The following is a 22,881-nucleotide window of genomic DNA, read 5'->3' as shown; positions in this document are numbered from 1 at the left end:
CCTTTAAACCACTTCTTTACGGAAGTTGAACAAGTTCTCGGGCATAGTCATTCCTGCTGACTCACACTTCTTACCACAAGCTGGGCGCAATCCTGTTGCCCGAAAAACGCCGTACATCCGTTCATTCACAGGGTCAATTTTATTTTCAAAAACATAGACTTCTTGCAAGACTACATTGTCTTCTTCAACGCCCACTACCTCGGTAATCGACTCAACTCGACGTTTACCATCCCGCCCTCTGTTTACGTAAATGATCAAATCAATAGCACTGGAAATTTGCTTACGAATAGAAGCAGGAGGAATTTCAACCCCACTCAAGTTAATCATCAGCTCTAAACGTGCAATACAATCTCTAGGGCTGTTGGCATGCAAGGTTGCCAAAGAACCGTCATGCCCCGTATTCATCGCCTGAAGCATATCCAACACTTCACCACCACGAACCTCCCCCAGAACGATGCGGTCTGGGCGCATACGCAGTGCATTCTTCAACAATTCACGCTGGGAAATTTCTCCCTGCCCTTCTGCATTGGAAGGCCGCGTTTCAAGACGAACCACGTGGTCCTGTTGCATACGTAATTCGGCACTATCTTCAATAGTTACTGTCCGCTCATTTACAGGAATAAGACCTGAAAGCATGTTCAAAGTAGTGGTTTTCCCGGATCCCGTCCCACCACAAACCAATACATTCAGTCCAGATTTAACGCCATAATCCAAAAATTGATACATTTCTTCAGTCATGGTGCCAAATGCAATCATGTCTTTTGGGCGCAGATGCTGCTCAGGGAAACGACGAATTGAAACGGAGATACCATCAACAGCTAATGGTGGAATAATGATATTTATACGAGATCCATCAGGCAAACGAGCATCCACTAATGGAGAAGATTCGTCTACACGACGACCTGTACTGTAAAGCATACGGTCGACTTTGTTGCGCAAATGATCTTCACTGATAAATGAAACATCCGTCAACTCAAGTTTGCCTCGACGCTCTACGTAGATTTTGTTGTAACCATTAATTAATATATCTGATACCGTTGGATCAGACATCAAAGGTTCAATGGGACCTAAACCATAAATTTCGTCCAATAACTCTAGGCCAAGCTGCCGAACTTCCAACTCTGTAAGCGGATACCCCATTTCGGAAGCCACTTCTCTGACCAGCTCTTGAAGCCTTGGACGTAACTCATTTCGCGTTTCTTTACTGTCCGCCTCATAAAAGGCTTCATCTTCTGCTGCAAGTTTTTGACACCGCTCTTTAATTTCCAAAAATGAAGTATTTTGAACATTGCGTTTTTCGGCGGGTGAACTCTCCTCTTCTTCTTGCAACATCACCTCTTCAGAGGTTGGTTTCGTTATTTCTGTTTGACGAGTTTGTTCTACTTGGCGTAATCTTTCACGTATACCCATGTGACACTTTTCCTTTACGCAGCTTCACCGACGGTTTTTTGTCGAACTTTGCTTTTTAAATGCTTCAACATGTCTTTTGCTAATTGCAACCACTCATCCCAAGGCTTCGTCTCTATAGGCTGAAGATCCTCTTTCACCTCAACATTAATGCTTCCATTGTGTAACATATTGGCAATACAGTTCAGTTGTCGATTGACTTTAGATTCAGGGTTAAACTCTTTTAATAGCAGCCCTTCTTTCAACGATTCATTAAAGCTAATATAGTCGTTGGATACACGTGCCACCTTGTCTACTTCCAATGCGTCAATCACCTCTTCCAGCATTTCGTCCTGATTCGAAGTGTCTCGATTGATAATTAATTTAATTGAATCTTGCAAATAGCCTAAACGCTGCGTTAATCGAATAACGGCATTGACAGCTCTTAGAGAAGATAAAGACGGCTCGGTCACTAATACGATATTGTCAGACTCGTCCAAACAACTTAGCGTAACGTCTGACAAATCTGATGAACAATCAATAACAACATGGTCAAAATATTTTCTCAGCGAACTGATAATAGTTTTAATCATTTCTGAATTCAGGTTATCCAACTCACCAATATCAGAGGGAAGTGACAGCAAATACAAACCCGATTCATGTTGTGACAAAGATTTATAAATCAAGTTCTCATCAAAACGATTCAGGTTATAAATAAAGTCCGTAATGGTATATAAACGATCATTCTCCATATTCAGATAAAGTGCCGTATCTCCTAACGGCATATTCAAATCGACTAAAACCGTACGATTTTCTGTCATGGTAGAAATTTGAGCGGCTATATTTGTAGCTAAAGCCGTACACCCTACCCCGCCTTTTAAGCTAAACAAGGAAGACACATTACCGTTCTTACCTTTACGCCGACGGTCTTGCATGTGCAGAATCGATAAAATATGAAATATTTCATTCGGACACTCTATAAAACCTTGCACGCCTTGATGATTGGCTTCAATAATAAAATCAGCATCTTTTTGTTTAAGCAAAACGTACAAAGATACGCCCTTAGACAAAGTCAAAATCTGGCTGATTTTTTCTAAAATTCCCTTAGACTCTCCATCATATTCAACAAGCACTAAATCAATAGAGTCAGGCCAAACATGAGGCAGTTCATCCATTCGCTCTAATTGAAATTTAGACATAATAGAAACACGAACCGCTTCTTCAAGATCTTCATCTCTCCCGATAAAGACAGCTTGTTTTAGAGCAATTGATGTCGCAGACAATTGTTGTGTCATTCCACTGTCTCCAATCCAATCTTAACCATGCTTTTCGGTAATGCCGATTCACCTTGAGGTAATACTTTGGCAATTTTCCCTAAAAAGAACCCATCAAATGTGCTGGCACGAGTGACATTTTCGCCTGGCAGAATCACCTTTTTATTTGCTCCAATTGGATCAACCAGTGTAGGCGTAACCAAAATCGCCAGCTCTGACTTATCTTCTTCATAGGAGGTTGAACGGAATAGACTGCCCAATATTGGAATATCACCCAGTAGGGGTACCTTGTTAATCTGACTACGCAAGTTGTCGGATAACAGACCGCCAATAACAAAGCTTTGCCCTGGTGCTAACGTAATAGTGGTATTTGCTTTACGCGATTTAAAACCAGGAACAACTATATTTAAGTAGTTAGCACCAGAAGATTCATCAATATTACTTACCTCTGGTGCCACAGTTAGCTGGATATTGCCACCCTCGGTAATAATTGGACTAAACCTCAAACGGATTCCATATTCTTTATAAGTAACGGTAATGGTATTCTGATTTTGTGCCGTTGGAATTGGCACTTCTCCGCCCACAAGGAAAGAGGCCGTTTCTCCAGACTGCACAACCAACTCAGGCTTAGCCAAAACTCTGGCCAAATTATGCCCCTCCAACACGGATAGGACACCAAAAATGCTGCCATGTTGCGGGTTAAATCCAAGCTGAAAAGCATCAGCATGTGGAAAAGCAATACCTGCAGAATTAGATGGTGAGTTATTTAAGCTAAATAACGCCTGCGCTCCCAAATTACCAGGAGGGAAAATCCCAAAACGGTCTTTTTTATCTCGTACCGCCATACCGCTTCTAAACGGATTACCCTTACTTACTTCTGCGACACGAACTGAAAGCTTAACTTGATCACGGCCTTTAACCTTAATCATGTTTACCACACTCAAACCTAACGTAGAGATAACAGCTTGAATACGTTTCTTTCGTGCTTTATAAGGTACCGTTCCTTTCAAAAGCACCATATAATTACCCGCAATAGGGTGGATATTTAAACGCCCAACCTTTTGGGTTTTCTGCAGAATATCTTTATTCTTACCAGCTTCAACTTGCAAAGTACCATCATCGTCAATCTGATTACCCAGATTATCCAACTCTCGTCTCACCGAAGAATTTGAATCTATCCAAATATTCTTTAACTCGAAATTCACTGTTTTATCAGGGTCTAACTGCGAAATCAGTTCACTAACAGTTTTTGAAATTTCTTCACGTCTTGATGCGTCTGGCGAAACATTCAAAACAATGTTATGCCCTTCGTTTGGTGTATTTTGATACCACACAATCAGATCCGTTCGCCCAGACTGCTTTCCACTAACTAGCAATTCCTTCGAGTTAATAACCTTTAATGATGCTAAATCTGGGTTGGCAACCAAAGCACGTTTTATAGGGGAGTCGAACTTAATAATAATGCTCTCAGTTGCCATTATGTTATAGGTTTTGTTTGGCATTGCATTCACTTGACTAGACCAAACCAGTGTCAAACAAACCCAAACTAGCATTACAAATCTTTTTCCAGCATTCATCGCGTAATTACCTCTTGAACATCGCCACCTTGCATCACTTCAATTACATCGCGTTTTGATTTTGGTTTAAATTTCGGCGGACGTCCTTTACCTCTTTCCATGACTTTCAAATTCACTCCTTTGGTTTTAACCAAAGCTGTATCCGAAGGATTTCTTAGCATCAAATGGATTGCACCAACATTCATCGCCAGTGCCAGTTGTTCTGCCTGCTTATTATCGACTTCAACGGCAATCATTGATTCTGTAGCAGTTTTTTCACTATCCGCTCCGTCTTTAGAGTCTTCTTTACTGTTTTCACCCGAGACTTTCATTCGATTGGCTTGGCCAATAGAAAGAACCGGAATGTTTTGCAAAATGGTTCGGCTGATCATGCGCTTGTTATCCGTACTTTGAAATACGCTGATTACGTCAATATGATCGCCAGGATTCAAAATACCCAACAAGCCAGTATCTGCACGAACAGGAATTCTGATTGCTCGTTCACCTTTATCCAGCAGAGCCTCAACACTTTGTTTCTGCTTATCTTTTCCTGTACCAATTTTTTTATTAATCAGCCACTCACCGGCATATATTTTTTGATAGGCAATGTGCCCTACTGCATCTTGAGGATTAGTAATAACGCCATTAACAACGACACCATCAGTAGGAACATTCAATACTTTTAGGTCATCAACGGCAATTTTCTCGCCTCTATAAATGTCTCGATTGGCAACCACAACAGATAGCAACTTCGGCTTTTCAACAACTGTAATAGTCTTAACGTGGGCGTTTTTTTCTGCATTTTCAATGCGGTTTTGCACATACCCATATACAAACACTACCGCAAGAATTGCAGACAGCCCAGCAGAGCCGTAAATCAACCAATCACTGGTTTTCAGCTTCATATTATTTTTATCCAAAAATTATTACTTCAAGAGAAAGTGAAATTAACTGGCTCGACAGTTAAAGTGAATCTCGTAAATACTGGTTCCAGAAACTCTAATATTGTTAAACAGTGTTTTTAGTTCAGGCAAGACCAAGGTTTGCATTGGATAGCTAGCTTCAACAACGAAAAAACTATCCCCTGTCGCGTTAACGACCTGATTATTTTTTATCGTAATATCTGATGCACCAATAGGTAGAGTAGCACCAGCCAAATCGTATTTTGCTTTAAGCCATGTATATAACTGCTGTTGCATGAGAGAAGAGGCATCTCCACTAGGCTGAACAACACCGCTATTACAAGTCAACATCCCTGTTGTTGAACTAAAAACATTTTGTGTTCCCTGATCTGCATCCGCCATAATCCTGTGATAGAGGTTATTCATATTTTGATTCCAAACCAAACTATCACTAGAAAAATTGACCGTCTCCAAAATCATCAACACTGCAAGAACCATAAGAGGCAGCACATAAACTATTTCTAGCATGACTGCTCCCTTTTGCCTCTTTAAACAATGTCTTTCACGAGTTTTCATTCAATTTAAAAACGCATAAAGAACTTAGCTATTAATTTTGTTTGCAACACTTGTCATCTTGTCATTAAGAGCTTTTGAAATACCTGTAGAGTTATCTGCAGAAAAGAAATAACTAGCAATACCTACAACAGCAGCTACAACAAGTGCATACTCAATCATGCTAGCACCTTTTTGTTTTTGCTTTTTTTGTGCCATTTCAGCTTGAATGTTTTTAAGTTTTGCTTGATCCAACATAATTTATCTCCATTAAAAATATGTCCGTCAGAAGGTTTGACGGTCGCTATCTTAACGAAGGCAAACTCAAAGAATCAACATTTTTAATGGGCTTTTATAAGTGATTTTTTTAATAGAAGAATAAACATTTTTTCTATGGTTTTTTACGCAGCACCAAAAAACCTCAAGTCATTGATTTATAAGATAATATTTTTACTTATACCCTAAAAAAATATAAAAATATTATTATTTTTTAATATTAGAACAAGCTGTTTTGTTTTGCGTTTTCCCATAAAAAAAGCCCCGTTTGAAAAACAAACGGGGCTTTTAATAACGAAATAATAAACTAAAAAATTACATCATTTCTAGGTCATCAATAACGGAATTTAAACCTGCAGCTGCACACTTTTCATCATCTTTTCCATCTGGCGCACCGCTGACACCAATTGCACCATAAAGCTTACCGCCAGCTTGGATTGGCACAGAACCCGCCATAAATGCCAAGCCCTCTCCCAAATTAACCAATGGGCTGTTTGCGCGAGATTCCATTTGCGAACCTTTAACGTTAAACATCACTGAGGTATAGGCTTTTTTAAAGCTGATATTCCAAGAAACCGGCGGCGCCATAGTGTCGCGCAACTGCGCTTGAGGGATACCACTTCGATCAACTACCGTGACACTAATAGGAATCCCTTTTTCACGGCACGCTTCAATAGAAGCCATCGCAATTTTATTGGCAACATCCACTGTTAGACGACTAACATTTACCGCCAAATCTTGCGCTGCCCCAATAGATGGCAATGCACTTAAAGCACCAGCTAATAATAAAGTATTGATTCTTTTTTTCATATTTACACTCCTTAAGCCATGTTGGCTTCCATCATTTTGCAATATTGGAAACATTCGCCCTACAAGGAAAACATTTTTATTTAAAATTTGTCGTTTATAATCATAGGTAGAATAGATTTCATTATGCCCTTGATTTAAACCTTTTGTAAATGACATTTTAAATGAAAACTTTGTGCAAAACCCCGGCAAAATTAATTATCAGCGGAGAGCACGCTGTAGTGAACAATTGTCCTGCTATCAGTATGGCAGTAGACTTGCCGATGTTTTGTGAAATGACTTCTAACGCTACGGAAGTCGGTCAAACTCCTTTTATTGAAATCGAGCTTGTCGACTGCCACCAAAAACATGCATTTCCGTCCTCAGTATGGCAACAACTGGCCATAGATATTGAAAGCCGTTATCAACTATATGAGGCTGGAGCGCTTTCAATCCGTAGCGTATTGAAACAACCTATCGACTTAATACTTGTAACACTGCTCCACTTTCACCATCATTTCAAACTTCAACCCATGCACTGGGAAATTAAGCTTTACGGCCATGGCATGTTAGGCAAAGGCTTAGGGAGTTCTGCTGCGGTCATTATCAGCCTATTGCACAGCTTATTTAAGCATCACCACAAATCAATCAATACATTAGAATTACTCTCACTTGCAAAAACCGTTGAATCTCGACAGCACGGTCATTCTAGCGGCATAGATCCCAGTACGATTTTCCAAGGCGGGCTAATTTACTACCAGCAAAACAAACCATTTCAACACTTAACACCTCATAGTTTCAATGCTTGGTTAATTGATACAGGTTCACCAGAAAGCACGACTGGACAAGTCGTGAATCACGTAAAATCACGCTTTCCCAGTGATCATCCTATATGGAATCACTTTACCCAAATAACTGAAGAAATTCGCAACGCCTGGGAAGCTCAAGATGGCTTTTGTTTAAAAGAAGGCATTCAGAAAAACCAATCGCTACTGGAAGAAATCGGCATCGTTCCTGATAAGGTAAAACGCTTTATTAAAGAACTCGAACAAACCCCTGACCAAGTTGCAAAAGTCTGTGGCGCTGGTAATCATAAGGGGCAAAATGCTGGTATGCTACTTTGTATGAGCCCAATGCCACCATTAGCACTTTGTAATCACTATGGCTATAATTGCATAGCAATTAACCTAAGTGAGAAAGGAAGTCATTGTGAACTGGTCTAGTAGCGCTCCAGCCAATCTTATGCTTATGGGCGAACACAGTGTTGTTCATGGCTACCCTGCTATAGCAATGGCTTTATCGCAACGTTTAACCATTTTTTGGCAATCACGAAATGACCGTGAAATTACAATTGACTCCTCTTTGGGTAATCTTCAGACCAACTTAGATCAGCTTACAAACATTCCTCAGGATTCTCCTTTTAAGTGGATACTTTATCCAATACGCAACCTAAGCAATGAGCTAGATCGCGGGTTTGACATAAGAGTAGAAAGCGAATTTGAATCTACATTAGGGCTAGGCAGCTCTGCCGCAGTACTAGCAGCTACTTTAGGCGGCCTACAATTTTATTTAAATAAAACCTGCAACCTTGTCGACACCTTCAGACAAGGTTTAAAAGTTATTCACCAAATACAAGGTCAAGGTTCAGGAACAGACTTGGCAGCTTCCCTTGCTGGTGGCGTCATACTTTTTGAACCTAAGAAACAAAACATCACACCTATTGAAGCGTTTCTGCCTGCAATACTGGTCTATAGCGGCTATAAAACACCGACAGCTAAAGTACTTAGGAAAGTCCATCAAAACTGGCTTTCTCAACCAGAAATTTTGAAATCCCTATACAAACTCATGGGAAAAACAACACAAAAAGCGTTTAACGCATTAGCAAAAAACGACAGCGCAGGTTTCTACCAAATGGTTAATACCTATCAAGGCTTAATGGATGCGCTTGGCGTAAATGACAAAACACTTAGCCAAATTGTTTATGCCCTAAGAAATCAACCGGGTATCAGAGCGAGCAAAATCTCCGGATCAGGGCTTGGGGATTGCGCACTGGGATTAGGTACAAACACCATTGACGCGTCGTCAAACACCGAATTAAAAGATTTCCGTCATATCGAAATTCAAACCGCCTCTCAAGGCATGACCGTAAAAGACCTAACTAACAACTAATCAACCCCAATGACCAAAACACAAGAATTTATTAACGCAATTATTCCCCACAAGATTGCTAAAAAGACTGGTACTGGCTTAGCAGATGTCAATATTGCTTTAAGCAAATACTGGGGGAAACGCGATTCAGAATTAAACCTACCAACTAACAGCAGCCTGTCCATTTCTTTACCGGGGTTGGGCACGCGCACTCAAGTATCTGTGCACAACAATGCCGATATAACTTCTGACCAAATATGGTTAAACAACCAGAAGCTGGATGCAGACAATCCTTTTGCCACTCGCCTATCAAAATTTTTAGACTTGTTTCGCGCAACACCAAGCACCTACTTTGAAATTAATACTAAAAACACTGTTCCTACCGCAGCGGGGCTTGCATCCTCCGCATCAGGTTATGCGGCATTAGTCTTGGCATTGAACGACTGTTTTGATTGGCAACTCACAAAAAAAGACCTATCGTTGCTCGCTCGCTTAGGAAGTGGCAGTGCCAGTCGTTCAGTTTACGACGGCTTTGTTATTTGGCATAAAGGTAACGCGGAAAATGGATTGGACAGCTTTGCTGAAACCATCAACACCTGTTGGCCAGAATTCTGTGTCGGGCTATTGGAAATTGACTTAAAAGCAAAGAAAATAGGCTCAACAGCCGGAATGCAACAAACAGTAAACCATTGTGCCTTATACCAGGCTTGGCCTGAAAAAGCAGAAGAGGATGTAAAGGCCATTCAACAAGCTATTGTGCAAAAGGACTTTTCACAACTTGGTGCACTGGCAGAAAATAATGCGCTAAGCATGCACGCGACAATGATTGCGACTTGGCCACCGATTCTATATTGGCAACCAGAATCCGTTGAAGCGATGCAAACCGTTTGGGCATTACGCGAATCAGGTATAGATGTTTATTTCACTATGGATGCTGGCCCAAACTTAAAGCTGCTTTTTTTAGAAAAAGATGCTGACGCTATTCAACAAGCTTTTCCAAAACTAAAACTGATTCGGCCATTTCATTAGGAGTCGCCCCCCAGCCTGGCAGATTTTGAAAAATCTGCCAGGCTGGGGTAGCTAGAAACTATTTAACGATTGTTAAATGTGGTTTTTTAGAGGTTTTTTCTTTATCCATAGAAGACTTATCTTTGGAAGCCTTTTCACTGGACTCTGCAATTGCATGCTCAGCACTTTCTCCACTTCTTTCTGGATATTCTTCCGGAGGAAACGGCATTCCTTGTCCATTTTCTCTGGCAAAAATCGCCAACACTGATTCAGGTGGAAAGAAAAGCTGTTGCTCAACGCCCTGAAAACGCGCCTTAAAGCGAAACAGATGGTTATCCATCTGCAACTCTCTAACAGCTTCTGGATGCACATTCAGGACAATCATACCTTCTTGAACGTGTTGCTGCGGCACAACTACCCCAGGGTAATTCGCATCCACCTGCATATGCGGTGTCCAATGGTTATCGACTATCCAATCGAACATGGCACGAATTAAATAGGGGCGGTTTGAAATCATACAAAAACTCTCTTAAACAACGTCTCTCATGTCTAACTCATCGTCAGAAAGAGATTCCATGAAAACTTCTCGCGATAATACTTTTTCTGAGTAATCGATAATCGGTTTAGCTGACTTTGGTAAATCAATACCCAATGCTGGCAAACGCCACATTAATACCGCCAAACTAATATCAACCAAAGAGTATTCGTCACTCAAAAAATACGCTTGATGCTCAAACGCAGGAATCATTTGAATCAATCTTTCTTGGAAGTTACGACGTGCTTCTTTAACTTCTTTTTCATTTTCGTTGTTTTGAATAGTTTCAACCAACGGATACCACTCCATTTCGATTTGACGAAGCATTTGACGCGAACGTGCTTTTGAAATAGGGTCTACTGACATTAGCGGTGGGTGAGGAAAACGCTCATCCAAATATTCAATAATAACTTGTGGATCGTAAAGAACTAAGTCGCGATCAACTAGTGTTGGCAATGTACCATATGGATTTAATTCCATTAAATCTTCTGGCAAGCCTTCTTCTAGATTCACTTCAACGACTTCCATTGGAATATCTTTTTCTTTTGCCATCAAACGCACGCGATGAGAGCTTGGCCCTTTTGAATCAGAAAACAGGGTCATCACCGAACGTTGTACCATTGACACATCTGACATACTTTTTTAACTCCACATTAGAATCTTACGATAAGGTATCAATACATTATACCTTGCCTGTCAAGCCTTCTATTTTTTGGGTAATTATCAACGGTTTTGTTGCAAAGACACTTAAGTAATGCTGAAAACCTTATTAACTAAGCATTTAGAGTGTCAAAGCTTAATATATCGGCTAAATCTGTTTTGCCTTGCGATAAAGCAAATAAGCGATCAAACCCCATCGCAACGCCTGAACAATCCGGTAACCCTTGTTCTTTCAACGTCTGTAAAAGAGCTTCATCCAACGGTACTTCTGCCAAGCCGTTTTGTCGGCGCAGTAATTGATTGGCTTCAAAGCGTTGGCGATAAGCATCCGCATCTTGCAGTTCGTGATAACCATTTGCCAACTCCATGCCCTGATAAAAAACCTCAAAGCGTTCGGCGGTCAAATTATTATCAGGTGAAATTTGTGCCAATGCCGCCTCTCTTGCGGGAAAGTGTGTCAAGCAAGTCAATCCACCTTGCCCTAACTGTGGCTCAATCACTTCCGTTAAAACCAACTGTTCCCACAAAGGTTTATCGTCAGCATCCACGCCAATAATTTCTGATACTTGATGCTTTTGTAAACAAGCACGGCACACTTCAGCGGAAGTATGGTGAATATCATCAATACCCGCAAAACGAGAAAAAGCTTGTTGGTAAGTCATAACCTCTGTTGACAGTCTTCCGAGTAGTAGCTGGGCAACTGAAAGCGTTTCTTCAACCATCTCAGACAAATCGAAATCCAAACGATACCACTCCAACATGGTAAATTCCGGTTGGTGTCGTGGGCTTAAATCGCCATTACGAAACACCTTCCCAAGATAGTAAATGTCTCCAATACCTTCACACAAAAGGCGTTTCATTGGATATTCCGGCGAGGTATGCAGATAATAAATTTGCTGTTGGCCAACATTCGGCAAATCAATTGCCGTCTGTAATGACGACAAATGAACATCTGACACCGCCGCACGAGACAAAACCGGCGTATCGACCTCCATCACAGCATTTTTGCGAAAGTAGTCCCGCAAGACCGTTAAGGCTTGTGCTCGTTTCTGAAGGAGCTCGATGCGTTCTGAAGTCATGTTGGTTCTCAGCACTCAAACTTAATATTGAAAGTTGTATGGAAACATAAAGAAAGGAAGTTTGGTGAGTTGATACTGAATCACCTCACCAAAATAGAGAAATGTCGCTAAATTATTTTGCGCGAGAAACGTACTCGCCAGTCTCAGTATTACAAATGATTTTTTCACCAATTGTGATAAATAAAGGCACTTGCACGACTGCACCTGTAGATAGCGTTGCAGGTTTACCGCCTGTTCCAGCAGTATCGCCTTTTAAACCGGGATCAGTATCTGTCACTTCCAAGATAACTTGCTTAGGTGGTTTAACAACAATCGGGTCACCATTCCAAAGCGTCACCGTACACATATCTTGCTCAACTAACCATTTATCAACATCTACAACTGCTGCTGGCCCTGCTTGATACTGCTCAAATGAAGTAGGGTCCATAAAGTGCCAGAATTCACCATCGGCATAAAGGTATTGCAAGTCGGTGTCCATAACGTCAGCACTTTCAACTTTTTCACCTGATTTAAAAGTATTTTCCAATACTTTACCTGTAATCAGGTTACGATATTTTACGCGGTTAAACGCCTGACCTTTTCCTGGCTGAACGATTGTGTTATCAACAATGGTACAAGGCTGACCATCCATCAGAAACTTTAAACCGTTTTTAAATTCACTTGTACTAATACTAGCCATATTTCACCTATTTGATTATCTTGATTTTGTGAGGCGATTTAAACACGCGCCATCATTGGATTTGCGCTTGCAATTAAAATCTCTAAAATAAGCGGCATATTTTAACTTATGCACAGTCTGATGGGCAATCGTTAACAGTTTTCCCTTAGAATACTGCTTTCCGCCTAGCACTAATGCCCTATAAAACGGCCTACAAAGATGATTATCCAACGATTAGACGAACTTGCAGAAGTGATTGAAGTGCCTTTGGCAACGCTAAACCAGCATTATCTGGACACCAATTTTAAACTCAAAGTCCCCGTTCACTTTGCACGTCAAATCGAAAAAGGCAATCTTAACGACCCCCTACTTCGTCAAATTTTACCTAGCATTGACGAAGCAAAAAGCGTGAAAGGTTTCTCACAAGACCCTGTCGGAGACCTAAACGCCAACCCCATCGACAGCTTACTGCACAAATATCAAGGGCGAGCACTACTCATTACCAGCCCGCAATGTGATATCCATTGCCGTTATTGTTTTCGCCGTCACTTTCCTTATGAGCAGGCAAAAAAACGTCACTGGCAAACTGCACTTGAACACCTTGCCTCGGACAACTCCATTCACGAAATCATATTGAGTGGCGGCGACCCTTTAACCCTATCGGAAACTGGGTTGCTTGAATTACTTCGCCAGCTAGAGCAAATCCCTCATATTGAAACTTTACGTATCCATAGCCGCACCCCTGTGGTCGCCCCTGAACGAGCGCTAAAACTTGACTGGTTAGCAGCACTTAAAGCTTCACGTTTCAATGTAGTTTTGGTTGTGCACTGTAATCATCCAAATGAGTTAAGTGACGAAACAAAAACTCTATTTGAACAATATCGACGTGCGGACGTTACTTTATTAAACCAATCCGTACTACTCAAAGGCATTAATGATTCTGCACCTATCTTAAAAGCTTTGAGTAAAAAACTTTTTTCACAAGGCATCTTACCTTATTATTGTCACCTACTGGATAGAGTGGAAGGTGCTTCACACTTTGAAGTGGACGATACCCCAGCCTGGCAGATTTTTGAAACCTTGCGCAAAGAACTACCTGGGTATCTCGTACCAAAACTGGTTCGGGAAATTGCCGGCGAGCCCTATAAAACCCCTATAATCAAAACACTATAATTAAGAATCAGCTACTTGGAATTTATGCAAAACGCTTTTTATCGACACAACTTGCACCAAAACTCAGCTTACGGTTATGCATTACTGTTGATATTAGCAATGACGGCTTGGCATCTGATACTTGCTGGCCGTGTGAATTTGAGTGTTGATGAGGCCCACTATGCGCTTTACGGGCTAAAACTTGACTGGAGCTATTTTGACCATCCCCCGATGGTTGGTTGGTTAAATGCGATTGCCACCTATTTTTCTCATAGTGACTTCGGCTTAAGAGTCATTCCAATCACCTTCTTCGCCGCTTCTAATTTTGTACTTTATCATGTTGCTTGTCGCCTTTACCCTAGCTTCCGCTGGATCGGTTTCTGGACATTGGCATTGGTCAACTCCGCTTTTATGTTCGAACTCCTCGCCACATCCATGTTACCTGACACCCCCTTAATGTTTGCCAGCTTAATGGCTGTTTGGCACTTACTGAATCTTAGGGATGCGTCCGAACAGCGTCATTCAACACTTAAATACTGGCTATGGCTTGGCTTCTGGATAGGCATTGCTGGCCTTTCAAAATATACTTCGGTGATATTGATTGCCTCTTTGGTTTTGATTGTTCTACTTGAGCGCCGTTGGAACTGGTTATGGGATAAAGGCCTTTGGTTTGCAATTGTTTTAGCCGGCATCATGATAACGCCTGTACTTTATTGGAACGCAACCCACGACTGGATTTCTTTCCTCTACCAAATCCATCATGGCACCTACAATCAAGACTGGTCTTGGGTACGCGTTTTAAGCACTCAACTCGCACAATTTGCTCTCTATACACCAACCCTTTATCTACTGGGCGCTTGGCTAATGTTGTCAGCCTGGGTTTCTCACTCACCGTCCAATAAATTGCTTGCGGCGTTTTCTCTGCCTACTGTTATTTTATTTGCCATGAATTCCGGGCACGAAATGAGCCTACCACATTGGACACAACTGGCCTGGTTATTTATTGCACCTGCTGTGGTGTTTTGGGTATGGCAACATTGGGCATCAAAAGCATTACGCTGGTTTATTTACCTTTCAAGCAGTGTCAGCTTGATTATGGTAATCATTCTAAACTCACAACTTTACACGCCTTGGATGCCGGTAAAATCGAAAGACAATCCTGTACATGAATTACACGGCTGGCAACAAGCAGTGAATGAAGCGATATCACTGCAAAACCAGCACCCAAATACTGCATTATTCGCTGCAAACTGGTCACAAGCCAGCCGTATTGGTTGGTACGCTTATCCACAACCGGTTTATGTTACAGATAACCGTTTTGATCAATTCGACCTTTGGTTTGGCAACCCTAAACAGGGTTCTAATGGCATTGTCATCGTACCTAGCTACGAAAGCCAAGACCTTAAACTCAATCAACCCGGTCATTTTAAAACCTGTCAACTGGCAAAAACTTTGCCAATACAAGCGCACCACGACACCATTGTGACCTATCGTTTGTTTTACTGCCAAGACTTTGAAGCGCCAAGCTATTCAGGTTGGGCATTAAAGCTTCCAATCGTGCAACAAGTACAGACTTTACAAGCTCAGACTCAGTAGAAGAAAATTCTCCCTCAATCTCGATTGTATTTTTGCGATAATACCGACGTTATCAAAATGACTCAACACTCAGACAAAGCCAGCTTGGAGAACTTTTTTGGGCAACCTGATTAAACTTTTGTTATCTGCGGCCATTATCGGTTTTATCTTTTATAAATTCGAAATGAGCAGCGTGTTAAACACAATTTTATCCGCCAATATCGGATTATTGGCAGCTGCGCTTGTCGTACAAATTCTGAGTCAATCCATCGCCGCCTATCGCTGGTCTCTAATTATGGGGCTACTTAAATTCGACCACCCTTTTTCATTTTATTTCCGCAGTTATTTCAAAGGCAGTCTATTCAATCAGGTGCTGCCAACTAGTGTTGGCGGGGATGCCTATCGTATCGCTGAAGTCGCTGCCAATGGCGGGCTGGTCAAAGAAGCTTTCTATGGTATCTTTATCGACCGTATTGTCGGCTTGGTCGGGCTGTTGATATTAAACCTACTTGCCAACCTGATTGAAAGCAACCTCCTGCCAGAGGAAGTTTTCTGGAGTATCAACATTGTCTTGATACTCGGTATTGCGGGGCTGGTCGTTTTATTATTGATTCGCAAAGTTGCGTTATTTGACCGTTATAAAATCACTCGCTTGTTTTATCAGCTATCCAACCGCTTCCGCTTTATCTACCGCACGCCCAAACGTATTTCCCAGCAGCTAGGGCTCTCTTTATTGATTCACTTGCTTTCCATGATTTGTATTTTCGGCATAGGTCACAGCGTGGGTATCAATGAACCTTTAGTAACCTATTTAGTACTGATTCCACCTGCAATTTTATTAACCATCCTCCCTATCTCCTTTGCCGGCTGGGGCGTTAGAGAAGGTGCACTGGTTGCTTTATTCTTACTAATCGGCATTGACCAAACCCAAGTGCTAGCCATGTCTCTGCTCTATGGCATCATCTTGATTATCAGTGCTTTGCCAGGCCTTTATTACTACCTAAAAGGCAAACACAAATTTTTATAAAACGATTGATTACCCTTTTCAATCTGCGGCTAAAAATTATGGCTTTAGCCGTAAAAATGTCATAATGCGTTTTAAGTCGCGATTTAAACTAAACAACTAGGAAACTCTTGCAAAAATGAATGTTGATATGATGCGTAAAGTGGATCACCATATCGGAATTCCACTGACGTTTTTAGCTACTTACTGGCTTAAGCTGATTCATTGGATCACAGGCCAAAAAAAAGTTATCCCTAAAAACATCTTATTCGTTGAATTATCCGAAATGGGCAGCACCATCATCGCTGACCCTGCAATGAAGCGTACTCAGAAAAACTTTGATGCCAATTTGTTCTTTGTTATTTTCAAGAAAAACAAACCTAGTCTAGATTTACTGAAAACCATTCCTCAAGAAAACATCTTCACACTTTGCGAAGACAATCTATTCACCCTCATTCGCGATGCTGTCCGTTACTTGTTCTGGTGTCGAAAAAACAAAATCGATACCGCAATCGACCTAGAACTTTTTTCCAGAGTATCGGCGTTGTTGACCGGATTCAGTGGCGCCAACAATCGCGTCGGTTACCACAACTTCCACGGTGAAGGGTTATATCGTGGTGAAATGCTTACCCATAAAGTCAGCTACAACCCCCATATTCACATCGCTAAAAACTTCATCTCTTTGATTTATGCACTAGAAGCGAAAACAGCTGAAGTCCCTTTCTCCAAAATTTTGATTACCGATGAAGACGTTAAGCTCGATCAAGTCAGTTTTTCTGAAGCAGAGCAGCAACACGTTCTAAGGCAAGTTAAACATTGCTACCCAAGTTATGAAGAAAACACGCCTCAACTGGTGTTGATTAACCCTAACGCCAGTGACCTTTTACCGCAACGTCGTTGGCCAAAGCCAAACTTTGTCGAATTGATGCAACGCATTCTTAACGAATATCCGAATGTATTGGTATTGATTACCGGTGCGCCAAACGAGCAACCAGAAGCGGAAGCGTTGAGGAAACAAGTGAATCATGAGCGTTGCGTGAATTTTGCAGGCCAGCTTAAACTACTGGAAATGCCAATTTTGTATTGCTTGTCTAAATTGATGGTTACAAACGATTCTGGCCCTGGGCATTTTTCTGCTATCACACCGCTTAAAACATTTGTATTATTTGGACCAGAAACCCCAAAACTCTATGGCTCTCTTGGTAACAGCACCCCTATCTATGCAGGTCTTGCCTGCTCACCTTGTGTAAGTGCTGCCAACCACCGAAAAACTCCATGCACCGAGCCGGTTTGCATGGACGCCATTACGGTCGATACAGTTTATCAGCAAGTCAAAATCGAATTAGATTACTAAAACTTGCCCCCCAGCCTGGCAGATTTTCAAAATCTGCCAGGCTGGCTAGCACAATCATGTCATCAATTCGACTTTCTGAAAACCGCTAGTTGATTCATCAAGAAAGTGAAATATCGGTGCTGATAACCAGCCTTCACAATGTCCTGTTTGCTCAGGTAATACTTGTGATCATCAATATGGTCTTTATTGACCAGATGTATAAACGCCAGCGTTTCCAGTACGGGTTTCCCATAAACCGAAGGAGTTGTCGCGATGACAAGATGTTTAGCGACACGTTTCAACTCTTCCAATCCATTTTGCCAGTCGTGCAAATGCTCTAACACCGCCAAACAAATAACCACATCGAACGAATCGTCAGCGTAAGACAAGGGTTGATTCAAATCGCAGTAATCGCAAGAGCCATCAATATCACACGTTGTCACTTCAAAACCGAAACGCTCAAGTATTTGATGCGCACCGCCATAGCCACCGCCCACATTCAGGCATTTAAGGCCTTTTAATTTTGCTTCATCACCAAAATGTGCATGAAGGGTCTTTGCCAACTGCCGATAACGCAGTGTTTTTGTTACAACATCAAGTATTGCCATAGTGACCTTAAGGTTTTGAAAGTAAACTGTTCAACGCAACCGCCTCATCAAGAACAAGGAGAGAACAAAGAGCGTTACTGCGGGCAAGAACGCGCCCAAGATAGCGGAGATGTGATAAACCACGCTCAAGTTACCAAAAATCTGGTTGAGCAAATGGAACCCCATGCCAACCAAAATCCCAACAAAAACTCTTTGCCCCATACTGACTTGTCGTTGAGAACCAAATATCAATGGAAACACTAACGAGACCATACTGATAATCACCAGCGGCATGGCGATTTTTCGCCAAAATGCCAAGCGATAAGGTTCTGCATCTAAGTCGTTCTTTTCTAAGAAGTCGATATAGCGGTAAAGATCAACAATTCCCATATAACGGGTATCAACATGTAAACTTTGTAGCAACTCGGGGTTTACAGGTAAAGAGACTTGCATACTATGCATATGTTTTTGCTCATAAATAAGTTTTTGCCAATTCTTTTTATCGGGATAAATGTTTGGCAGAGGCAGTTTACGGTATTGCCAGCCGAGTGAGCTTTCAGTCACATTAATCAGTTCCCATTGATGCTCCGTACCTGCCAAGTAGTTTGCCTTTTGTGCAAAGATCCTGCTTTCCAATCTATCATCTTTAACCTTGTACAGACTCACATCAAAAAATTGACGCTCTGAAATCACTTTACCAACATGAACAAAAACATCTTCGTCCTTCATCCAAAAATCAGCTGAACTTCCAATCGAAAAACTTTGACTCAAGGCTTCACTACGCATCTTTTTTGCGTAGGCTTCGGCATGCGGCGCTATCCACTCCCCCATTACTGCAACCACAAACCAAAGAATCATTGCTGATTTCATTACGCCCCAAAAAATACGTCTAATTGGCCAGCCTGTAACACGCAGGATTGTCAACTCAGAATGGTTTGCCAAGCCACCAAGACCAAGTAAAGTTCCTATGAGTAAAGCAACTGGAAAAATTTCATAAGCATAAACAGGGAGCTTTAACAGAGTATAGAAAGTACCCTTTGCAAGCGTATAGCTATCATTTAACTTACCCAGTTGAATCATAAACTCTGAAAAGCCTAGAATAATTAGCAACACCATTAAAACAATAAGCGTATAACTTACTAAAACTCGGCCTAAGTAACGTTCAATTAAATTCATTCCGCACCTATCAACTCTTATTTTTAGACGCAGTTTTCTGAGAAAACTTATGTAGCCAATGATGCCAATCCGGCCACTCAAACCAACTGGGTTTCAAATTGTCTTGATAAAGTGCAAAGGCTAAAAATAGGATGGGGATTGGCCAAAGCCCGATAGTGGCTGGAAAAGCACCATGCTCGATAGAATCTCGAGTGGTTACCAGCAATTGATTGAAGATCACATAAAGAACCAAAGCCAAAAACACCTTAGCAAAACGCCCTTCTCTCGGTCCAGTTTTACTCACCTTCAGTCCAAGTAAACCCAATACTAAAATGGAAAGTGGGGTAATCAGGCGCCATTGCAACAAGGCTTTTGCCTCCACATCATCGGATTGCCAAAGCGCTGCTGTTGACGTTTCAAACTTTTGTTTTTGCGGCATAGTACCTTGCATGTCGGGTAAAAAACCTTCAAATCGAGCAAACGCTCGTACTCTAAAAGTATCACCATCAACCAGTCCTTCATAACTGTGGCCGTTAAATAACACTAACGCCAACTTACCATTTATCAACTCAAAACGTCCTTTTGGCGCCACCATCAACACATCTTGTTCGCCATAGAGTCGAACCCAAACTGATTGTAACTGCTTATCTTCAGAGATTGATTTTGCATAAAAAACCCCTTCACCGTTTGGAAGCTCATTAAACTTACCGGGTGTCAGCGCAGCTAAAGGCGTGGCAGTTTGCGTTTTAAGCATCAACAGTCTTTCCTGCTTAAAACTCCAAGGGGTGACATAAAGCGTTACATAAGCTGTCACAAGTGCCAATGGTAATAGAAACCAAAATACCCGCTTTTGAAAATAGCTCGGCTTCACACCACAACTGCTTAGCACAACCATTTCCTGATCTTGGTACAGTCGTCCCACTGCCAACATCACTGACAGCAAAGCCACTAAAGGCAAAATCACTTCAAGCGCGGGAGGTATTTTATAGAGAAGCACTTGCATTACAGCAGACGGAGCAATTTCTCCCTCTACAGCGACGCCTAAGAGCTTAGTAGCCTCGGTTCCCACTGTAATCAACAGCAACACCAATAGCACCGCGAAAAAGGTCGAATACAATTCTTTATAGAGATACTTATCAAGTATTCGCAAAAAACACCGCCAAACGCTAGAATAGAAACATTAATGGATAAAGGGTAAATAAACGGAACCATTATTCATAATCGTTCCTGGCAAAATTATACCCTAATCCACAATCCTATGACTTAAAGTGACTGTTCCGACAGCAAAATTAAAAGGTAATTCGATTCCATGAAGTCAATCAACTTTTCACTACAATCTTCTATCGATAACGCAGATTTTGATACTTTACTACTGCCTGTTTTTGATGATGGCACTTTCCCTGAAGCCGCTGAAAAATGGGAAATTTCCGGCCTGGTCAAAAAACTGATTGAACAGAAAGACTTTGCAGGTAAAGCGGGCGAGACCTTAATGCTGTTTGAACAAAAAGACTTTGCACGCGTTTGCTTAATTGGCTTTGGTGTAAAATCAGATCTCACAGATAAAGCACTAACTGAAACTGCAGATGCCATCGCTAAAGCAATTACCAAATCAAGTGCCGCAAATGTTCTGAGTTTGGCAGGTAGTATTTCTAACGATCAAATCAGTCAGGCTAGAGTAATATACCAGTTGACCCTAGCTGTACAAAAAAGCCTGTACGAATACACTCACATCAGCCGAAGCGGTGATTTGAAACCTAAAGAAATTCACCTTGAAAGTGTTACCTATTTGCTGAACGATAGAGAAGAGTGGCAAGCTAAAATTGACCAAGCACAGGCAACGGCACTTGGTATGGCACTCACGCAGGAACTAGCGGACATGCCGAGTAATTTCTGTACGCCGACTCACCTAGCTGAAACCGCTAAACAATTGGCTAAAGATTACGATTTTGACTGTGACATCCTAGAACGAGAAAAAATGCTTAATATGGGCATGGGCTCTTTCATGGCGGTCGCACAAGGTTCAATTACCCCTCCAAAAATGATTTGCTTGTCCTATAACGGGGCCGACAAATCTAAAGCACCTATTGCATTGGTTGGTAAAGGGGTTACTTTTGACACAGGTGGTATTTCTCTTAAGCCTGGCGCTGCCATGGATGAAATGAAATATGACATGGGCGGTGCCGCAACGGTTCTAGGTGTATTTGAAGCTTTAGGTCGCTTAAAGCCCGAAATCAATGTGGTTGGTGTTATTCCCGCAACGGAAAACATGCCTTCAGGCAATGCAATCAAGCCAGGTGATGTGGTCACCTCGCTTTCCGGTCAAACCATTGAAATTTTGAATACGGATGCTGAAGGTCGTTTGATTTTGTGTGATGCCCTAACCTACGCACAGCAAACCTACAAACCAAGCAAAATCATTGATATGGCAACCTTAACTGGTGCTTGCATCATCGCTTTAGGGCATCATATCTCTGCCGTATTGGGGAATAACCAAGACTTGGTAAATGATTTACTTAAGGCCAGCCAAATGACCTATGATCGTTTCTGGCAATTGCCTTTAAGTGAAGAATACGACGAACAGCTGAAATCTAACTTTGCAGACATGGCGAATATCGGTGGTCGCGCAGCGGGCACAATTACTGCAGCACAATTTCTTGCGCGCTTTACCAAAGACATTGACTGGGCACATCTGGATATTGCAGGAACTGCTTGGACAAGTGGTGCAAACAAAGGTGCGACTGGCCGCCCAGTACCAGCATTGGTGGAATACTTGGTAAGTCAAGCTTAGGCTGAGCAGTTCATGAATCAACAAACTTCACCAAAGATAGAAAAAGATGTGTTGTTCTATGTATTAGAAACGCAGGACACCGCAGCTAGAGATGCTTTTATAGCGAAGTTGGTCAACAAGATTTACCAACAAAGTCGCCTTTGTGATGTTCGTTGTGGCAATGAACAAGATACACAGCGTATTGACCAAGCTATTTGGCAGTTTCGTCCAGATGCTTTTATACCTCATGCTGTTGCCCTTGAAGTCAAAGCTCCTATTCAACTTTGGTCACAACACGTTGTTGAACCCTGCGAAGACGTATTACTCAACCTGCATACCGACTTCGCAGAAAACTTTCAGCAATATGCACGCACCATTGAAGTTTTGGATCAATCAGAAGCATTGATTGAACGGGGTCGCGAGCGCTGGCGCCAATACAAAGCACTGGGCGTTGAACCAACTGTGCATAAAATTCCATCTCCTTAAATA

Annotated in this window: 23 protein-coding genes; 9 read left to right on the top strand and 14 right to left on the bottom strand. The window is 41.7% G+C overall.

What is annotated here, in order from left to right; translation table 11 throughout:
* Window positions 1-3: 3 nt before the first annotated feature.
* The 7 genes from N745_RS0102235 to N745_RS0102205 form a co-directional block, all read right to left on the bottom strand.
* A complete protein-coding gene (locus N745_RS0102235) occupies window positions 4-1,410 on the bottom strand; it encodes a CpaF family protein (protein WP_024850511.1) in 1,407 nt (468 codons plus the stop codon).
* Window positions 1,411-1,424: 14 nt separating this feature from the next.
* Entirely contained in the window at window positions 1,425-2,681 is a 1,257-nt protein-coding gene (locus N745_RS0102230) for an AAA family ATPase (protein WP_024850510.1), read from the bottom strand.
* A complete protein-coding gene (locus tag N745_RS0102225; RefSeq protein WP_245595650.1) occupies window positions 2,678-4,213 on the bottom strand; it encodes a type II and III secretion system protein family protein in 1,536 nt (511 codons plus the stop codon). The genes N745_RS0102230 and N745_RS0102225 overlap by 4 nt, the downstream gene beginning before the upstream one ends.
* Before the next feature lie 20 nt (window positions 4,214-4,233).
* Window positions 4,234-5,121, bottom strand: a complete 888-nt coding sequence (gene cpaB / locus N745_RS0102220; RefSeq protein ID WP_024850508.1) for a Flp pilus assembly protein CpaB — start codon at window positions 5,119-5,121, stop codon at window positions 4,234-4,236.
* A 42-nt stretch (window positions 5,122-5,163) separates the two neighbouring features.
* Entirely contained in the window at window positions 5,164-5,646 is a 483-nt protein-coding gene (locus N745_RS0102215) for a hypothetical protein (RefSeq protein ID WP_024850507.1), read from the bottom strand.
* Between the two features lie 72 nt (window positions 5,647-5,718).
* Window positions 5,719-5,928, bottom strand: a complete 210-nt coding sequence (locus N745_RS0102210) for a Flp family type IVb pilin (RefSeq protein WP_024850506.1) — start codon at window positions 5,926-5,928, stop codon at window positions 5,719-5,721.
* Window positions 5,929-6,261: 333 nt separating this feature from the next.
* Entirely contained in the window at window positions 6,262-6,756 is a 495-nt protein-coding gene (locus N745_RS0102205; protein ID WP_024850505.1) for a GlcG/HbpS family heme-binding protein, read from the bottom strand.
* Between the two features lie 161 nt (window positions 6,757-6,917).
* On the opposite strand from N745_RS0102205, the gene N745_RS0102200 reads away from it, so the two are divergent.
* The 3 genes from N745_RS0102200 to mvaD are packed head-to-tail and all read left to right on the top strand — an operon-like array spanning window position 6,918 to window position 9,909.
* A complete protein-coding gene (locus N745_RS0102200; protein WP_024850504.1) occupies window positions 6,918-7,955 on the top strand; it encodes a mevalonate kinase family protein in 1,038 nt (345 codons plus the stop codon).
* On the top strand, window positions 7,942-8,901 hold the full coding sequence (locus tag N745_RS0102195; protein ID WP_024850503.1) for a mevalonate kinase family protein: 960 nt from the start codon (window positions 7,942-7,944) through the stop codon (window positions 8,899-8,901). Before N745_RS0102200 ends, N745_RS0102195 begins: the two co-directional genes overlap by 14 nt.
* Window positions 8,902-8,910: 9 nt before the next feature.
* Window positions 8,911-9,909 carry a diphosphomevalonate decarboxylase gene (gene mvaD / locus N745_RS0102190; protein ID WP_024850502.1) on the top strand — a complete coding sequence of 333 codons (999 nt, stop codon included), beginning with the start codon at window positions 8,911-8,913 and terminating at the stop codon, window positions 9,907-9,909.
* Between the two features lie 58 nt (window positions 9,910-9,967).
* Here mvaD and N745_RS0102185 read toward each other — a convergent pair whose 3' ends face one another.
* From N745_RS0102185 to efp, 4 genes are all read right to left on the bottom strand, one after another.
* Complete coding sequence (locus N745_RS0102185) at window positions 9,968-10,405, bottom strand: ClpXP protease specificity-enhancing factor (RefSeq protein WP_024850501.1); 438 nt, start codon at window positions 10,403-10,405, stop codon at window positions 9,968-9,970.
* Between the two features lie 12 nt (window positions 10,406-10,417).
* Window positions 10,418-11,059: a glutathione S-transferase N-terminal domain-containing protein gene (locus N745_RS0102180; protein WP_024850500.1), complete on the bottom strand. Its 642-nt coding sequence runs from the start codon at window positions 11,057-11,059 to the stop codon at window positions 10,418-10,420.
* 137 nt (window positions 11,060-11,196) lie between these two features.
* Entirely contained in the window at window positions 11,197-12,162 is a 966-nt protein-coding gene (gene epmA / locus N745_RS0102175; RefSeq protein WP_024850499.1) for an EF-P lysine aminoacylase EpmA, read from the bottom strand.
* 112 nt (window positions 12,163-12,274) lie between these two features.
* The gene (gene efp / locus N745_RS0102170; protein ID WP_024850498.1) at window positions 12,275-12,841 is read right to left on the bottom strand and encodes an elongation factor P; all 567 of its coding nucleotides are present in this window, start codon (window positions 12,839-12,841) and stop codon (window positions 12,275-12,277) included.
* 198 nt (window positions 12,842-13,039) lie between these two features.
* On the opposite strand from efp, the gene epmB reads away from it, so the two are divergent.
* From epmB to N745_RS0102150, 4 genes are all read left to right on the top strand, one after another.
* Window positions 13,040-13,993, top strand: a complete 954-nt coding sequence (epmB, locus tag N745_RS0102165; protein WP_024850497.1) for an EF-P beta-lysylation protein EpmB — start codon at window positions 13,040-13,042, stop codon at window positions 13,991-13,993.
* A 24-nt stretch (window positions 13,994-14,017) separates the two neighbouring features.
* Complete coding sequence (locus tag N745_RS0102160; RefSeq protein ID WP_024850496.1) at window positions 14,018-15,568, top strand: ArnT family glycosyltransferase; 1,551 nt, start codon at window positions 14,018-14,020, stop codon at window positions 15,566-15,568.
* 97 nt (window positions 15,569-15,665) lie between these two features.
* Window positions 15,666-16,574 carry a lysylphosphatidylglycerol synthase transmembrane domain-containing protein gene (locus N745_RS0102155; protein WP_024850495.1) on the top strand — a complete coding sequence of 303 codons (909 nt, stop codon included), beginning with the start codon at window positions 15,666-15,668 and terminating at the stop codon, window positions 16,572-16,574.
* Between the two features lie 115 nt (window positions 16,575-16,689).
* Window positions 16,690-17,904: a glycosyltransferase family 9 protein gene (locus N745_RS0102150; RefSeq protein ID WP_024850494.1), complete on the top strand. Its 1,215-nt coding sequence runs from the start codon at window positions 16,690-16,692 to the stop codon at window positions 17,902-17,904.
* Window positions 17,905-17,966: 62 nt separating this feature from the next.
* Here N745_RS0102150 and N745_RS12170 read toward each other — a convergent pair whose 3' ends face one another.
* Genes N745_RS12170 through lptF form a run of 3 tightly spaced genes read right to left on the bottom strand, consistent with a single transcriptional unit; the run spans window position 17,967 to window position 20,775 of the window.
* Window positions 17,967-18,491 carry a class I SAM-dependent methyltransferase gene (locus tag N745_RS12170; protein ID WP_024850493.1) on the bottom strand — a complete coding sequence of 175 codons (525 nt, stop codon included), beginning with the start codon at window positions 18,489-18,491 and terminating at the stop codon, window positions 17,967-17,969.
* A gap of 30 nt (window positions 18,492-18,521) precedes the next feature.
* Entirely contained in the window at window positions 18,522-19,646 is a 1,125-nt protein-coding gene (gene lptG / locus N745_RS0102140) for an LPS export ABC transporter permease LptG (RefSeq protein ID WP_024850492.1), read from the bottom strand.
* Between the two features lie 10 nt (window positions 19,647-19,656).
* Window positions 19,657-20,775, bottom strand: coding sequence for an LPS export ABC transporter permease LptF (gene lptF / locus N745_RS0102135; protein ID WP_024850491.1), 1,119 nt, complete (start codon window positions 20,773-20,775; stop codon window positions 19,657-19,659).
* 159 nt (window positions 20,776-20,934) lie between these two features.
* Between lptF and N745_RS0102130 the strand changes: the two genes are divergently transcribed.
* Entirely contained in the window at window positions 20,935-22,413 is a 1,479-nt protein-coding gene (locus N745_RS0102130; RefSeq protein WP_024850490.1) for a leucyl aminopeptidase, read from the top strand.
* A gap of 12 nt (window positions 22,414-22,425) precedes the next feature.
* Window positions 22,426-22,878: a DNA polymerase III subunit chi gene (locus N745_RS0102125; protein WP_024850489.1), complete on the top strand. Its 453-nt coding sequence runs from the start codon at window positions 22,426-22,428 to the stop codon at window positions 22,876-22,878.
* Window positions 22,879-22,881 lie beyond the last annotated feature (3 nt).

It is taken from the genome of Hydrogenovibrio kuenenii DSM 12350, assembly GCF_000526715.1.
Lineage (GTDB): Bacteria > Pseudomonadota > Gammaproteobacteria > Thiomicrospirales > Thiomicrospiraceae > Hydrogenovibrio > Hydrogenovibrio kuenenii.
This window is presented reverse-complemented; position numbering and strand designations above follow the sequence as displayed.